Raw genomic sequence first — 15,609 nt, forward strand, 5'->3', positions numbered from 1 at the left:
TCTTTTGCCAATCTGGCATTCCCCGTACGCTGAGGCCATGCAACCCACTGTGAATGGCCTGCTCCGCACCTCCAGCCTGAGCCTGCGCCTGATCGCCGGCGGCGGTTCTGATCGGCTCACGGCACCGGTGTCATGGATCCACAGCTCTGACCTCGCCGACCCGACACCGTTTCTCGACGCCGGACAGCTCGTGCTCACGACCGGCACCCAGTTCGACCCAGACACGGCCACCCGCGACACCTTTGAGCGTTACGTGGCCCGGCTCGCTGACCACGGGCTGAACGGCATTGGCTTCGGTACCGAGGTCATTCGGGCTGGCACCCCTGACGAGCTCATCGCGGCCTGCGACCGCTTCGACATGCCTCTGTTCGAAGTGCCCTACCGTGTGCCGTTCATCGCGGTCATCCGATCGGTCGCCGACCTCATCGCCGAATCCGCGCATGCCCGCGACACCTGGGCGCTGAACGCACAGCGTGCCATTTCTTTTGCTGCATTGAAGCCGGATGCTGTCAGCTCGGTTCTGCAGGAACTGTCACGTCAGCTCGGTCGTTGGGTGGCGCTCTACGACTCACGTGGCGTGCGAGCCGCGACGTTCGACGAGACCTCGACGCTGTCACAGCCGGAACTTGTCGAGCGCGTGAACGCCGAGGCGAAACGGCTGGTCACCCGTGGACAGCGCTCCAGCTCGACGATCAGTGACCCGGCCGGACACGTGTCGCTGCAGACGCTCGGCCGGCGCGGGGCGTTGCGCGGGGTGCTTGTCACGGCGGGCGCCGGCCCGCTCGACGCGGCAGACCAGACCGTGGTGACGAGCGTCGTTGCTCTCGCCGGGCTCGCACTCGAGCAAAACCGTGAACTCGGGCGGGCTCGCGGGCAGTTGCGAAGTGGCCTGTTCCAGACGCTGCTTGAGGGCAACGTGGCGCTTGTCCGCCGAATCGTGCAGCAAATGGGTGGCACCCTCCCGGCCGAGCCGGTGCGTTTTGTCGTGTTGCGGCCTGCCGTTGCGGCGAGGGATGCGCTGTCGACTGACCTTGAGGGCAGGGACACCGAATTCGCCGGTGAGGTGTTCTTCGCGACCGGCGAGGGCCGTGTGGTGGTCTGTGCTCCGGCCGACGCGGCGGCTTCACTCGCGGCCGAGTTGACCGCGAGCCATGGCGTGGCGGCGGGTGTCTCAGAACCGATGCCGTGGGCCGAGACAGCGACAGGCGTCTCGCAAGCCGTGCGGGCCCTCGAGAAGGCGCCAGAGGCATCCGTTCTCACCTTCTCTGAGATCGCGGAAGGCAACCTGTCCGGGCTACTGCGCGAGACCTCCGCACGGGAACTGGCGATAGCGCTGCTACGGCCGGTACGCGAACACGATGCCACGACCGGGATGAACCTTCTCGAGAGCATGCGGGTGTGGCTGCAGCACAACGGGGCGTGGGATCCGGCCGCGAAGGAACTGGGCATTCACCGGCACACGTTGAAAAGCCGGGTCTCGCTCGTCGAGAAGCTCACCGGGCGCACGCTGTCGAGCTTTGAGGCACGTACCAACCTGTGGCTTGCGCTCGAGCTCGAGTGATGTGGCGGGTGCCCGCATGACGTCAGCGCAGGTATGCCCTCGCCCACTGGGTGATCTGCCCATAGGCATAGGCGCGTACGGGAGGCGCCGACAGCAAGACGTCGTGAATCGCACCCGCAATCTTCGCAACGGTCACCGTCGGCGCGAGCCTCAACGATTGCTCGGCGATCTCGTCGACAACAAGCACCGAGTCGCTCGAGAGCATGTCATCCGACCAGGTGACGGAGAGCGTCGATTTCGCCGACACCATACTGAGCACGGGAATCTCGATCGAGAGCCCCGCCGCAACGCGCTGGTGGCCAGCGAACACTGCGGCGAGCCAGGCCGGGTGGGCTGGGAATCCACGCGCCGGCCGCCAGTCGGTGTTGTACTCCCATTCGCCGTCCATCGCCTTCGACACCGCCCGGGAGTAGAAGCCCAGGTCGACGTTGGGCAGTTGCACTCGCGGGTCAAGCCGAGCACCGATCGACGCCAACGGCGCCAATGCTCGACGCCCGACCGCGCCGGCCTGGAATTCCAGCCACGGACTGTTGAGCACGAGAGCGTGCGCCCGCTCGGGGTGCCGGTCCGCCCACAATGACACGGTGAGTCCGCCGGTGGAGTGACCCATAATGAGCAATCGGCGCGACGACTGCATGCCGTGCCCATGACCCATCGCGGACAGCGCTGCCTCGATGTCCTCGTCGTAGTCGGCGAGGTTGGTGATGTAGCCCGGAGCCTGGTGATCCCGCAGCGATCGACCGTACTTCCGCAGATCGAGCGCAAAGAACCGGGCGCCCTGGGAATGCCAATACTCGGCGAGCTCGGTCTGGAAGAAGTAATCTGACCAGCCGTGCACGTAGAGCACGTCCCAGCCGCGCGCCACAGCCTCGTCGTCAAAGAGCGATGCAAAGCGGCGCAGGGCTGACTCGCGTCGGCGAACCAGAGTAGCCACGACGGGACCCTGAAAGTCATCGGGAAGCTCGAGCGTCAGTTGCTCGAACGGCTCCCCGAGCACATCGGGTTGCCAGCTCGACCCGACGGACTCCGTGTGCTCGCTTGACGTCACCGCGAATTACGGCTGCGGCGGCTGCTGCGGCTGCTGCGGCTGCTGCCCAGTCGGGAACTGCTGCTGCGGCTGCTGCCCAGTCGGAAACTGCTGCTGTGGCTGGTGCTGCTGGGGGTAGACCTGTGGCCCCTGGCCCTGCTGCGGAGCAGCGTAGCCCTGTGGAGCCTGACCCTGCTGTTGCGGAGCGCCATACGCCTGCTGCGGAGCACCATACTGCGGGGCCGCAGCGCGCGGGCGCGGAGCGACGGTACGGGCGATGAGAACGCCGAGCGCGAAGAGCGCGGTATAGACGATGGCGGTGGAGATTGAACCGACGAAGCCCGAGCTGAAGATGGCCTGGCCGAGATACGAACCACCGGTCACGACGGCCCAAATGATGTTGATGACGATCAGACCGACGAGGCCGATAGCGCCGCCAAGAGCGAGCTTCTTGAGCACCTCGACCGTTCCCCGGGCCTTCTCGAGAGGGGCGATGTAGAGGGCGCTCACGAGGACCAGGCCAGCGAACACCGCAGCGGCGACCACCGAGACGATGAAGTAACTGAACTGGGTGCCGTAGAAACCGTAAATCGCGTTGCTGAGGAGCCCGAGGATCCCCGTGACAATCTCGAAGCCAACGACGAGAACCGCTCCGAAGATCAGCTGGCGCAGAATGCCCTTGTCGATCGGGCGCTTGGGCTGACCGGCTGGCACCGGAGCACCGAACTGCGGAGCGTGGCCCTGCGGCTGGTTCCCGGCGGGCGGTACCTGCTGGGAATACGGGTTCTGGGGAGGCTGCTGCATCGACATGTCCCCACCCTATCGGGCGGTACAACACCGAGCTATGGGCACAACTGCCCGTCGATTACGCCTCGACACTCTCCCCGCGCGAGATTGCGACCATGTCCTCACGAGGAACCACCTTGATCCGCGCGCGACCGTGCGGCTCGCCGAGCTTCATCTCGTGTTGGTCGAGGCTGTGCCAGCCGTCGAGGTCGGTGTACGCCACACCACGCTCGTCGAGCAGATCAACAACGCCCTGCTCGGTCGGGTCGACCGGCGTCCACCAGTTGCTCTCGCCGTTGATGACGTGCTTGATGGTCTCCATGGCGTCTGACTTGGTGTGCCCAATGAGCCCGACCGGTCCGCGCTTGATCCAGCCCGTGGCGTACACGCCGGGGACGACGTCGTTGCTGCCCTTCTTGAGCGCCATGCCCTCCCGGTTCGGGATGACACCGTGCCTCTTGTCGAACGGGACACCCTCGAGCGGTGACCCGAAGTAGCCGACAGCCCGGTAGATCGCCTGAACGGGCACCTCGCGAATTTCGCCGGTGCCGACAACGCCACCCTCGGCATCCGGCTTCGTCCGCTCATAACGGAATGCGGCGACCCGGCCCTCGTCGTCAGAGACAACCTCAAGCGGCTTAGCGTAAAAGTGCAAGTGCAGGCGGCGTGACGCCGTACCGACCTCACGCTCGCGCCACTTCTGCAGCACCTTATCGATGACCATGACCTGCTTGTTGGTGGCGATCGCGGCTTTCGACGCCTCGTCGTAGTCGAAGTCCTCGTCGTAGAGGATCATGTCGACGTCGTTGAGCTCACCGAGTTCACGCAGCTCGAGCGGGGTGAACTTGACCTGTGCCGGCCCGCGGCGTCCGAAGACGTGCACGTCGGTAACGGGAGACGCCTTGAGTCCCTCATAGACGTTCTCGGGAATCTCGGTGGACAACAGGTCTTCGGGGTGCTTCGCGAGCATGCGGGACACGTCGAGGGCGACGTTGCCGTTTCCGATCACCGCGATGGACTGTGCCTCGAGCGGCCAAATACGGGGCACGTCGGGGTGGCCGTCGAACCAGCTGACGAATTCGGCAGCACCGTACGAGCCCTTGAGGTCGATGCCGGGGATGTCGAGGTCGGCGTCGCGCACTGCGCCGGTCGCGAAGATGACGGCGTGATAGTGCTTCTTGAGGTCGTCGAGTGTGATGTCTGTGCCGAAGTTGACGTTACCGAAGACGCGAATGTCGCCACGGTCGAGCACGTCGCGGAGCGCGTTGACGATGCCCTTGATTCGCGGGTGGTCGGGGGCAACACCGTAGCGAACCAGCCCGTACGGAGCGGGCAGGCGGTCGAACAGGTCGATCGACACGTCGAAGTTGCGTTCGGCTTTGAGCAGGATGTCCGCTGCGTAGATACCTGCCGGGCCGGCGCCGACGATCGCGAGTCTCAACTTGGTCATACGGGGATACGTTCCTTACTTGCTGCGGTCAACGATGGTGTCCGCAAAGCGGGTGAGAGCCTGTTTCACCGGGCCGTCGGGCAGTGGTGCGAGGGCCTCGACGGCCTCGCGGGCCCATTCGTGCGCTTCGGTGAGAGTGCGGGTGGTGACGTCATGCACGCGGAGCTCTGCGATGGCCGCATCGAAATCAGCGGATGCCGCGTCGCCGTCGGCGCCTGCGGCATCGGTTTCGATGCGGGCGACCAGCGCCGCTGCGGTCTCGTCGGTGGCCGCGAGTGCGCGAAGTCGGATGAGCGGGAGGGTGGCAACGCCCGCTCGCAGGTCGGTACCGGGGACCTTGCCGGTTTCCTCGGGCTGAGGCGACAGGTCGATGACGTCGTCGATGAGCTGGAACGCCACGCCGATCTTCTCGCCATATTCGACGACCGGTGCCTCAAACTCGGCGGGGGCGCTGGAGAACACCAGTCCGGCCTGCGCGGCCAAGGCGATGAGCGAACCGGTCTTATCTGCGAGCACCTGAATGTAGTGCGCTTCAGCGTCTTCGTCGTCCTGCGGCCCGACGGTTTCGTGCAACTGACCGAGAACGAGTCGCTCAAAGGTGTCGGCCTGCAGTTGGGTGGCACGTTCGCCGAGGCCGGCCATGAGCTGGCTGGCGCGGGCAAACAGCAGGTCACCGGTGAGAATCGCGACCGAGTTGCCGAAAACGGCGTGCGCACTGGGCACTCCGCGGCGGCGGTCAGCGTCGTCCATGACGTCGTCGTGATACAGCGACGCCAGGTGGGTGATCTCGATCGCCTGGGCGGCCTGGATAACCTCGGGAGTGTTGCCCTCACCCAACTGTGCGGTGAGGAGCAGCAGCATGGGGCGCACGCGCTTGCCGCCCGCTTCAAGCAGGTAACGCGAGGTGGCGTCGGCCACGGAGTCGGTGAAACTCAGTTCGACTTCGAGAGCGTTCTCGATGAGCTGGAGTCCGTCGTCGACCGACGCGAGCAGCTTTTTGCTCTTGGGCGACGCGAAGATGCGGTCGGTCTGGCCCAGATGACTGGAAAGGCTCGTCGCACGCCGGATAGCACTCGGATTCACGAGGACTAGCCTACCCGTGCCGGGCGCTGGCGCTATTTCTCCTCGATCCCCCAGGGCGACCCATAACCGCGCGGCGCTTCGGCAGCGAGGAGGTCGAGAAATGGGCGGGCATCGAACGCTTCGGGGCCGAGCACTCCGGTGCCGCTCCAGACTTCGGTTGCGAGCAGTTCAAGTGCGATCACGGGGTTCAGGGCCGTCTGCCAGACCACGGCCTGCGACCCGTACTCGGCCATCGACTGCTCGTTGTCTGCGACGTGATAGAGGTAGGTGGACCGAGGCTTCCCATCTTTTCCTGTGCCGCGCACCCACACGCCCGCGCAGGTCTTGCCGCGCATCCTGTCGCCGATGGTGGCGGGGTCGGGCAGGCTCGCGGCAACCACGTCACGCGGTGACACCGCCACACCGTTGACGATTACCGGGTCCGTCCTGTCGAGGCCGGTCTTGTGCAGGACCTGAAGCACCTGGATGAATTCGTCTCCGAGGCCGTATTTGAAGGTGACGCGCTTGGCTTTGGTCCAGCGCGGCATGAGGAGCACCTCTTCGTGTTCGACGTTGACGCACTCAACCGGTCCGATGCCATCGGGGAAATCAAAGACCTCTGGCTCACTGAACGGAGGCGTCGTGTACCAGCCGCGCTCCTTCTCGAAGATCACCGGTGGGTTGAGGCACTCCTCGATCGTGGTCCAAATCGAGAACGACGGTGCGAAGTCATACCCGTCGACGACGAGGTTCGCGCCATCACGAACACCGATTTCGTCGATCTCACTGAAGAGTTCGTCTTCGGCGTATCGTGCGAAGACGTCCGAAAGACCGGGCTCAACGCCGATTCCGACCAGCGCAAGCCGACCGGCATCCGTCCACTTCTCCGCTTGGGCGAATTGCTCATCGCCGAGCTTCACTCCCGGGAACTCGTGCGGCTTCTCGGGGTGGGGGCGGGACAGGCTCATGGCCATGTCGAGGTAGGTGGCTCCGCCGGCGAACGCACCGTCGAAGATCGACATCACGAAGCGCGGGTCGACGGCATTGAGGACATGGGTGAGGTCATGCGTACGGATCAGGTCGGCGACGGCATCGGCGCTGGATGCATCGACCTGTGCGGTGGTGATTCGCGCGTCGTCCAGTTCGGCGGCCAGCGCCTCCGGCCGAGCCGGGTCGTAGTCTGCGATCACGAGCGCCTCGAAGAAGTCGCGTCGAACCAGGATACGAGCGGCGGCCGAGCCGACCCCTCCGGTGCCGATGATCAGGATGCGCATGGATGAGCCTTTCTTCACGAACAAGGTCGAGGAAGCTGGGGTGATCGACGGATCAGGTCAGGCCACCGTCAACGGAGCGACCGTAAACGTCGGGGCTGTCGGGAACCAGAACCTCGGTGTCGCGGTTGAGGCTCTCACCGCGGAAGAACGGCTTGGACCCCGGGAAGCTCCACCAGATCAGCATGAGCACCACGCCAAATGCAAGCGCGCCAACACCAACAACGAAGGTTCCGCCGATGCCCCAGATCACCGTATAGCCGTAGTCAACGTCGTACATGTCGATGCAGGACTGCACGAACGCGTAGCCGAGCATTAGTGCGCCGAGGAGTGGGAAGAGACCCTTGAAGAAAAAGTCCCGCGCCGAGCGGAGGAGGTCTTTGCGGAAGTACCAGACGCACGCGAAGCCGGTGATGCCGTAATAGAACGCGATGGCAAGGCCGAGCGACAGGATGGAGTCGGCGAGGATGTTCTCTGAAATGAACGTCATGCCGACGTAATAGACGATCGCGACGATGCCCATGACGAGTGTCGAGAACGAGGGCGTCTGGTATTTCGGGTGGACGCTGGCGAACCGCTTGGGCAACGCCTTGTACGCCGCCATGGAGAGCGTGCCGCGAGCGGTGGGAAGGATGGTGGTCTGCGTCGACGACACCGCGGACACTAGAACGGCGACGACGAGGATCCACGCCCATGGGCCCAAAATGAGGTCCTTCAACGCCAGGAACACGTCATTGGCGTTGTCTTCGTTTGCGAGCCCCGTTCCGTCGGTACCGAGACCTGCGTATGACATGGCGGCGACCGTGACCGAGACATAGGTGACGAGGAGAATAACCGTCGTGACGAGGGCCGCGCGGCCCGGGATGCGCTTGGGGTCCTTTGTCTCCTCGTTGAGCGCGAGGCAGGTGTCCCAGCCCCAGTAGATGAAGAGCGCAAGCAACACAGCTTCGATGAAGCCCGAGTAATCAGTGAAGGCGAACGGATTGAACCAGTCGAGGCTCACCGGTGTCGGGTGAGGGGCGTCGCCGGTACCCACCTTGACGAACGCGACGACCGCGAACAGCGCGAGCGCGAGGTATTGAACGGCCAGAAGCACGTTCTGCACGCGTTCTCCGAGTTCGATACCGCGATAACTCACCCAGGTCATGAGCGCGATGAAGACAACGCCGGTGCCCGTGACGAGCGGCACATTCGACGCAAGTGAGCCGTCACCGATGAGCAGCCACAGGTACTGGCCGCCGATCTGCGCGAGGTTGGCGAGCACCACCATTCCGGCGACGGCAACACCCCAACCACCCATCCAGCCGACGAACGGACCGAAGGCTTTCGTTCCCCAGGTGAAGGTGGTGCCGCAGTCGGGAACGGCTCGGTTGAGTTCGCGATACGCGAAGGCGATGAAGAGCATCGGGATGAAGGCCACGATGAACGCGATCGGCGCCTGCGCTCCGACGGCGAGCACGACGAATCCGAGCGTCGCGACCAACGAATAGACGGGAGCGGTCGACGCGAGCCCGATCACCACGGATCCCCAGAGGCCCAGGGTTCCGGTGGCGAGGCCCTTGCCTTCGCCGCTTGAGGCTACCGGGCGCGAGGGTCCCGCCGACTGCGTTGTCATGAGCGAAAACTACTGCGACCTCGATGACTCGTCAATGCCCGTGGCTGGACTGACCGGCAGCGTGACATGAACTCATGGCAGGTAGTGCCAGTGCCTCCCAGCGGCCCGGCCCTTGGCTTAGCCTGAAGCCATGGCAGACACACGCGCAGAGATTCGGGAGTTCTTGAGCTCTCGACGGGCCCGCATCGCCCCCGAAGACGCTGGCCTACCGGCCTACGGGGGTAATCGCCGCGTCCCGGGCCTTCGCCGTGAAGAAGTCGCCATGCTTACCGGAGTGTCCGTCGACTACTACGTTCGTTTGGAACGCGGCAACCTCGCTGGCGCTTCGGAAAGTGTGTTGGATTCTTTGGCGAGAACGCTTCGTTTGGACGACGCCGAACGCGAGTACCTCTTTGACCTTGCGCGCGCCTCTGCCCCGACCCTTCACAAGAAGAAGCGCACCACGACAACGGTTCGACCTCCGGTGCAGCAGGTACTCGATGCCCTCGACACACCGGCGTGGGTGCGCAACAGTCGCCACGACATCTTGGCCGCCAACGCCATGGGCCGGGCTCTCTATGCCCCGGTATTCGATGACCCCCGTCGACCGGTCAACACCACGAGGTTCACGTACCTCAACCCGGCGGCACGGGAATTCTGGCGCGACTACGACCAGATCGCGAACGATGCGGCGGCCATGCTTCGTTTGGAAGCCGGCCGGAACCCGCACGATCCGGACCTCATCACGCTGATCGGCGAATTGTCGACTCAGAGTGAGCTGTTCCGAGAGCGCTGGGCGTCGCGCGATGTCATGCATCATCGCAGCGGGTTGAAACGACTGCATCACCCCATCGTCGGCAACCTCGACTTGAACTTCGAGTCCATGGAGCTTCCGAGCGAGCCGGGGCTCGTCATGAATGTGTACACAGCACCGGCCGGATCACCGACGGCCGATGCGTTGAAAGTCCTGGCGTCATGGGTTGCCTCACAAAAGATCAGCTCGGTCGCGGAGCCTCAGCCGCGACCGAGCTGATCGATTCACCGTTCTATGCGGACGGATATTGGCCTGGGCTGAGCTTCTCGCCCCAGGTGGTTTCAGGTTCGTCACTGGCGGGTGCTTCCCACATCGCCAGGTGGCAGAGGAAGTTGTCGGCTGTCGCGCCGTGCCAGTGCCATTCTCCTGCTGGTGTATATACGGTGTCACCGGGCTGCAGGATCAGGAGTTCCTCACCCCGCGATTGCACATAGCCCACCCCTTCAGTGACGTGCAGGGTCTGGCCGACCGCATGTTTGTGCCACGCGGTGTGAGCGCCAGGAGTGAACCTCACCAGATTGAGCCGAGAGCGGGACGGTTCTTCACCGCGGTAGTACACGTTGAAGTACACGTCACCCGTGAACCACTCATCGGGACCTTTAACTGTCGGCGTTTTGGGCTGTTTCTGCGTGCTCATCCGTTACTCCTCATCAAAGACGCCGCGGGCGATCTGGATCGCGGACATCGCTTTCGGCCAGCCCGCATAGAACGCGAGGTGGATGATCGTTTCGATAATCTCGTCCTTGCTGAGGCCGTTTGAGCGAGCCAGGCGAAGATGGCTACCCAACTGCTCGAACGCGCCCGAGGTGATCAGGCTGGAAATGGTGACGAGGCTGCGATCGCGCTTGGGGAGGGTGTCACGGTCCCACACGTCTCCGAAGAGAACCTCATCGGTGAGTTCAGCCAGCTTCGGGGCGATATCGCCCACCAGCCGTTGGGCTGCGGATTGTTGCTCTGTCATTGCGTCGTGCTCCTTTTTCTCATGGGAATACTCAGAAAGCGATCTGGACCTTGAGCGCCTCTCGGGCATCCATCGCTGCATAGGCCTCGGGCACCTGATCGATGGTGACGGTACGGTCAAAAACTCTGCCCGGGTTGATCTCGCCGTTCAGTACCTGCTGGATCGCCGACTCGAGATAGGCGCGAACGGGTGCTGGGCCTCCGGTGAGAGTCGCGTTCTTGCCAAACAACGATCCGAACCCGATGGGCGCTTCCTCATACTGCGGAACGCCGACGCGAGAAATGATCCCGCCCGGTCGCACGATGCCGAACGACTGCTCGTACGCGGGCATCAGTCCGACCGCTTCGAGCACGACGTGGGAGCCTTCGCCCTCGGTGAGTTCCATGACCTTTGCGATCCCCTCCGCACCGCGCTCGGCCACCACATCCGTCGCTCCGAATTCACGGCCGAGGTCGGTGCGCGACCGGTGGCGACCCATGAGGATGATCTGTTCGGCACCGAGTTGTTTGGCCGCAAGCACGGCAGAGAGCCCAACGGCACCGTCACCGATCACCGTCACCGTCTTGCCTGGTTCGACACGCCCCATGTGGGCAGCGTGGTAGCCGGTGAGGTAGACGTCCGACAGACTGAGAAGCGAAGGCAACAATTCGCTGGACTCATCGATGCCAGGAACCACAACGAGGCTTCCATCCGCCTGAGGAATCCGCGCCAGTTCGGCCTGCAATCCACCGTTTTCTGGTGTGCCGTACCAACCACCGTGTGTGCATGCTGTCTGGAACCCGTCGCGACAGAACGAGCAGGTGTTGTCCGAAAACGCGAACGGCGCGACGACAAAATCGCCCTTTCTCAGCGTCGACACGGCCGACCCGATCTCTTCGACGACGCCGATGAGCTCGTGCCCCATCGGGTTGCCACTCTCGGAGTGGGGCATCGAATGGTACGGGTGCAGGTCGCTGCCACAGACGCATGCGCGCACGACGCGCACAATGGCATCGGTTGTTTCCTTCAGAACCGGATCGGGAACGGTCTCGACGCGGACGTCACCTGCGCCGTACATAAATGTGGCTTTCATGGAATCCTTTGGGTGAGAGAGAACGGCCGAGGGATCGGCCTCAACCATCACACCCTTCTTATCCTCGGTGCGGGAGGAACGGTTGTGACAGGTACCAGCAGTGCCTCCCGGCGCGAGCGGAGCGGGCGTAGCGTGCCTGACATGAACATTCCCTCGATCACGTTGAACAACGGCGTCGATATGCCCGCTCTGGGCTTCGGCGTCTTCCAATCCGCTCCGGAAGAGACGACGGATGCCGTCAGCGAAGCACTGAAGGTCGGCTATCGGCACATCGATACCGCGGCTGCCTACGGCAACGAGCGCGAGGTCGGCGAAGCGATCCGGCAGTCCGGCATCCCCCGCGACGAGATCTTCGTCGAAACCAAGGTGTGGATCAGCGACTATGGCTACGACGAAACGCTGCACGCATTCGAGAAGTCAGCGGGCAAGCTCGGGGTCGACCAGATCGACCTGTTCATCCTGCACCAGGCGTTGCCCTCCGAGTTCAGCAAAACGCTCGATGCCTATCGCGCACTCGAGACGCTGTACACCGACGGCAAGGTGCGCGCCATTGGCGTCAGCAACTTCATGCCGGAGCATCTCACCGAACTGCTGTCGGTCGCGACGATCGTGCCAGCGGTGAACCAGATCGAGATGCACCCGTATTTCCAGCAGAAAGAGCTGGTCGCTCTCGATGCGCAACACGGCATCGTCACCCAGGCCTGGTCACCCATCGGTGGCATCACGTTCTACCGGGAGGGCGAAGGCGGCAGCACCCTGGATGACCCCACTATCACCGCGATCGCCGAGGCGCACGGCAAGTCTCCGGCGCAGGTCATGTTGCGCTGGCACATTCAGGAAGGCCGCAGCGCCATCCCGAAGTCAGTGAAGCCGCACCGTATTGCGGAGAACTTCGACGTTGCCAGTTTCGAGCTGAGCGACGCCGAGCTCGGGAGCATCGACGCACTCGACACCGGCGTTCGACGCGGACCGGAGCCCGAGGTCATCACCCTGGAGACCTTCGGGCGCGCTATCCCCGAAGCCTGATCTCACATTGCTCACCCGATCACAACCGAACGGAAAACTCACGATGGAATACCGACCCCTCGGACGCACCGGCGTCTCGGTCAGCTCCCTCTGCCTTGGCACCATGATGTTCGGGCCGTGGGGCAATGAGGACAGGCAGGACTCGATTCGCATCATCCACGCTGCGCTCGACGCCGGCATCACCTTCGTTGACACCGCCGACGTCTACTCCGGCGGTGAGTCAGAGCGGATTGTGGGCGAAGCGTTGAAGGGTCGACGTGACGACGTGGTGCTCGCAACCAAGTTCTTCATGCCGATGAGCGACAACCCCAACCACAGAGGCGGCAGCCGAAAGTGGATCATGCGAGCGGTCGAAGATTCCCTCCAGCGGCTCCAAACCGACTACATCGACCTCTACCAGGTGCACCGCCCCTCGGCGGATACCGATGTGGAGGAGACCCTGGGAGCGCTCAGCGATCTCGTCGCGCAGGGCAAGGTTCGTTCGATCGGCTCGTCGTCGTATTCGGCCAGCCAGATCGTCGAAGCACAGTGGGCAGCGCGGGAGCGCCACCTCCAGCGGTTCGTCACGGAGCAGCCACCGTACTCGCTCCTCGTTCGTGGGATCGAGGAGGATGTGTTGCCGACCGCACGGCGGCACGGCATGGGTATCCTCACCTACAGCCCACTCGCCGGCGGCTGGCTGTCAGGACGCTGGCGCAAGGACGCCGCCGGATCCCCCACCTCGTCGGCACGACCACCGGCGCGATTCGACATGTCGAGTCCCGCAAACCAACGCAAACTCGATGCCGTTGAAGAACTCGCGCTCCTCGCCGAGGATGCAGGAATTTCATTGATCGAGCTTGCTCTGGCCTTCGTGATTCGCCACCCGGCGGTCACATCGGCAATCATCGGGCCGCGGACGATGGAACAGCTGGAGTCACAACTGTCCGCAGCAGACACAGTGCTGTCCGACGAGCTGCTCGACCGCATCGACGAGATCGTCGCGCCAGGAACAACAATCAACCCGGACGACAACAGCTACGGCGCCACCGAACTCGCTCCACGCGCACGACGACGCTGAATTCTCCGATGCTGGAGGCCTAGACGGATGCCACGTGGCGCGACACTATGGAAGCCTTCAGGTGTCGAACAACGTCGGTCACCGGAAGCGGAGCGATCATGTTTTTGAGAGGCCTGGCCACGGTCAGCTTTTACGCTGACGACATCGATGCGGCACGCGAGTGGTATACCGAGCTGCTCGGCATCGCACCGTACTTCGTGAGACCGGAGACCGGGCCGGCGGCATACATCGAGTTTCGGTTGGGCGACTTCGAACACGAGCTCGGCATCATCGACCGCCGGTACTCACCGAACCCGAGGACAGATCCGGGTGGAGCCGTGGTCTTCTGGCACGTCGACGATGTGGAGCAGGCGCTTGAGCGACTCCTCGCCCGCGGTGCGACCGAATACGAAGCGATCACGAAGCGTGAGGCCGGCTTTGTGACCGCATCCGTTGTTGACCCGTTCGGCAACATCCTCGGCGTTATGTACAACCCGCACTATCTGGACATCCTCGAGTTCCGCACCGGCGGAATGCTGGGCGAGTAATGGCGCTGGAGCAAGAAACGCGGCGCTTCGATGGTCAAGCCGAGTTCCGAGCTTGGATCGAGGAGAACCAGCACTCATCTCCGGGCGTGTGGCTGGTGATGGCGAAGAAGGGATCAGGCCAGACAACGGTGACCTACGCCGAAGCTCTCGACGTCGCCCTCGCCTACGGCTGGATCGACGGGCAGGCTCGTCGGGTCGACGACGAGACCTACGTGCAGAAGTTCACACCCCGGCGGCCACAGAGCCCCTGGTCGATGCGCAATGTAAAGACCGCCGAGGCCATGATCGCGGACGGCCGGATGCAGGCGCGGGGTCTGGCAGAAGTGGAGCGTGCCCGGGCCGACGGCCGGTGGGAACGGGCATACGAGGGCTCAAAAAACGCGGAACCACACCCCGACTTCCTTGCGGCGCTGGAGAAGAACCCAGAGGCGGCGGCGTTCTACACGACGCTCAGCAGCCAGAACCGTTTCGCGATCTACTACCGGATTCAGGACGCCAAACGATCGGAAACCCGGGCGCGGCGAATCGAGGCGTTTGTGGAGAAACTCGGCCGGGGCGAGAAGTTCTATTGAGCAGTGCACCACGCGCCTCGGACCGTGTGAGCGACGTAGCCGACCGGCTACGCAGCGCCGGATCCGTCTTCGCCGAGGACGAAGCGCGGTTGCTGGTGGAGGCGACCTCCGATGCATTCCAACTTGAGCTGCTGATTCGACGACGCATGGTGGGCGAACCGCTCGAGTACATCCTCGGTTGGGCAGAGTTCTGCGGACTCCGGATCCGGGTGGCTCCCGGAGTGTTCGTGCCCCGCCGACGCACCGAATTTCTTGTGCAACGTGCGGCCGAACTGCTGAGGCCGCACAGGCATCCGCTCGCCGTCGACGTCTGCTGCGGAACCGGTGCGATCGGGACCACACTGGCTGAGCGAACCCCAGCGTTGTCGCTGTTTGCGACGGACATTGACCCGCGGGCAGCGGAATGCGCTCGCGAGAACCTGCGCGGGCGCGGAACCGTTGTGATCGGCGACCTGTTTGACTCACTCCCTGCGGATCTTCGAGGACGAGTGGACCTGATCGTCGCGAACGCGCCGTATGTGCCGACCGCCGAGATCGCACTGATGCCTCGAGAAGCACGGCTGCACGAGACGCGAGCGACTCTTGACGGCGGCGACGACGGTCTTGACCTGCACCGACGGATCAGTGCCGCAGCTCCGGGGTGGCTCGCTACTGGCGGGTACCTGCTCATCGAGACCAGTGAGCGCCAGGCGGAGCGGACGGCGGACATCGTGGCGAACGCGGGGCTCAAGGCACGGATTGAGCGCGCGGATGACCTCGACGCGACGATTGTGAGTGGCACAGCGACTCAACCGAATCGGGGTTGACGCGTGCAGTCGTTGGTCTG

16 protein-coding genes are annotated in these 15,609 nt (G+C 63.8%); 7 read left to right on the top strand and 9 right to left on the bottom strand.

All coding sequences use genetic code 11. From position 1 onward, the window contains the following. The first annotated feature begins 37 nt into the window (after positions 1 to 37). Positions 38 to 1,561, top strand: coding sequence for a PucR family transcriptional regulator (locus L1277_RS12340; RefSeq protein ID WP_253376740.1), 1,524 nt, complete (start codon positions 38 to 40; stop codon positions 1,559 to 1,561). Positions 1,562 to 1,583: 22 nt separating this feature from the next. On the opposite strand, the gene L1277_RS12345 is transcribed toward L1277_RS12340, so the two are convergent. Genes L1277_RS12345 through L1277_RS12370 form a run of 6 tightly spaced genes read right to left on the bottom strand, consistent with a single transcriptional unit; the run spans position 1,584 to position 8,772 of the window. Continuing rightward, on the bottom strand, positions 1,584 to 2,609 hold the full coding sequence (locus L1277_RS12345; RefSeq protein WP_253376741.1) for an alpha/beta fold hydrolase: 1,026 nt from the start codon (positions 2,607 to 2,609) through the stop codon (positions 1,584 to 1,586). A 6-nt stretch (positions 2,610 to 2,615) separates the two neighbouring features. After that, the gene (locus L1277_RS12350; protein WP_253376742.1) at positions 2,616 to 3,398 is read right to left on the bottom strand and encodes a hypothetical protein; all 783 of its coding nucleotides are present in this window, start codon (positions 3,396 to 3,398) and stop codon (positions 2,616 to 2,618) included. A 55-nt stretch (positions 3,399 to 3,453) separates the two neighbouring features. Continuing rightward, complete coding sequence (locus tag L1277_RS12355) at positions 3,454 to 4,824, bottom strand: FAD-dependent oxidoreductase (protein ID WP_253376743.1); 1,371 nt, start codon at positions 4,822 to 4,824, stop codon at positions 3,454 to 3,456. Positions 4,825 to 4,839: 15 nt separating this feature from the next. Then, the gene (locus tag L1277_RS12360) at positions 4,840 to 5,907 is read right to left on the bottom strand and encodes a polyprenyl synthetase family protein (RefSeq protein ID WP_253376745.1); all 1,068 of its coding nucleotides are present in this window, start codon (positions 5,905 to 5,907) and stop codon (positions 4,840 to 4,842) included. A gap of 32 nt (positions 5,908 to 5,939) precedes the next feature. Then, positions 5,940 to 7,160 carry a saccharopine dehydrogenase family protein gene (locus tag L1277_RS12365; RefSeq protein ID WP_253376747.1) on the bottom strand — a complete coding sequence of 407 codons (1,221 nt, stop codon included), beginning with the start codon at positions 7,158 to 7,160 and terminating at the stop codon, positions 5,940 to 5,942. 52 nt (positions 7,161 to 7,212) lie between these two features. Then, complete coding sequence (locus tag L1277_RS12370; protein WP_253376749.1) at positions 7,213 to 8,772, bottom strand: APC family permease; 1,560 nt, start codon at positions 8,770 to 8,772, stop codon at positions 7,213 to 7,215. 130 nt (positions 8,773 to 8,902) lie between these two features. On the opposite strand from L1277_RS12370, the gene L1277_RS12375 reads away from it, so the two are divergent. After that, the gene (locus tag L1277_RS12375) at positions 8,903 to 9,784 is read left to right on the top strand and encodes a helix-turn-helix transcriptional regulator (RefSeq protein ID WP_253376751.1); all 882 of its coding nucleotides are present in this window, start codon (positions 8,903 to 8,905) and stop codon (positions 9,782 to 9,784) included. A gap of 13 nt (positions 9,785 to 9,797) precedes the next feature. Here the strand turns inward: L1277_RS12375 and L1277_RS12380 are convergent, their stop codons facing one another. Genes L1277_RS12380 through L1277_RS12390 form a run of 3 tightly spaced genes read right to left on the bottom strand, consistent with a single transcriptional unit; the run spans position 9,798 to position 11,598 of the window. Continuing rightward, positions 9,798 to 10,202 (bottom strand): cupin domain-containing protein, encoded by a 405-nt coding sequence (locus tag L1277_RS12380; RefSeq protein WP_253376753.1) that lies wholly within the window; start codon positions 10,200 to 10,202, stop codon positions 9,798 to 9,800. 3 nt (positions 10,203 to 10,205) lie between these two features. Next, entirely contained in the window at positions 10,206 to 10,526 is a 321-nt protein-coding gene (locus L1277_RS12385; RefSeq protein WP_253376755.1) for a carboxymuconolactone decarboxylase family protein, read from the bottom strand. Positions 10,527 to 10,557: 31 nt separating this feature from the next. Beyond that, entirely contained in the window at positions 10,558 to 11,598 is a 1,041-nt protein-coding gene (locus L1277_RS12390) for a zinc-binding dehydrogenase (RefSeq protein WP_253376757.1), read from the bottom strand. A gap of 141 nt (positions 11,599 to 11,739) precedes the next feature. On the opposite strand from L1277_RS12390, the gene L1277_RS12395 reads away from it, so the two are divergent. The 5 genes from L1277_RS12395 to L1277_RS12415 all read left to right on the top strand — a co-directional run bounded on the left by L1277_RS12395 (position 11,740) and on the right by L1277_RS12415 (position 15,589). Then, entirely contained in the window at positions 11,740 to 12,624 is an 885-nt protein-coding gene (locus tag L1277_RS12395; RefSeq protein WP_253376759.1) for an aldo/keto reductase, read from the top strand. Between the two features lie 43 nt (positions 12,625 to 12,667). Further along, positions 12,668 to 13,684, top strand: a complete 1,017-nt coding sequence (locus L1277_RS12400) for an aldo/keto reductase (RefSeq protein WP_253376760.1) — start codon at positions 12,668 to 12,670, stop codon at positions 13,682 to 13,684. 98 nt (positions 13,685 to 13,782) lie between these two features. Further along, positions 13,783 to 14,211 carry a VOC family protein gene (locus L1277_RS12405; protein ID WP_253376762.1) on the top strand — a complete coding sequence of 143 codons (429 nt, stop codon included), beginning with the start codon at positions 13,783 to 13,785 and terminating at the stop codon, positions 14,209 to 14,211. Next, entirely contained in the window at positions 14,211 to 14,783 is a 573-nt protein-coding gene (locus L1277_RS12410) for a YdeI family protein (protein ID WP_253376764.1), read from the top strand. Before L1277_RS12405 ends, L1277_RS12410 begins: the two co-directional genes overlap by 1 nt. Beyond that, positions 14,780 to 15,589: a putative protein N(5)-glutamine methyltransferase gene (locus tag L1277_RS12415; RefSeq protein ID WP_253376766.1), complete on the top strand. Its 810-nt coding sequence runs from the start codon at positions 14,780 to 14,782 to the stop codon at positions 15,587 to 15,589. The genes L1277_RS12410 and L1277_RS12415 overlap by 4 nt, the downstream gene beginning before the upstream one ends. The last annotated feature ends 20 nt before the right edge of the window (positions 15,590 to 15,609 follow it).

It is taken from the genome of Okibacterium sp. HSC-33S16, assembly GCF_024171565.1.
Taxonomy (GTDB): Bacteria; Actinomycetota; Actinomycetes; order Actinomycetales; family Microbacteriaceae; genus Mycetocola_A.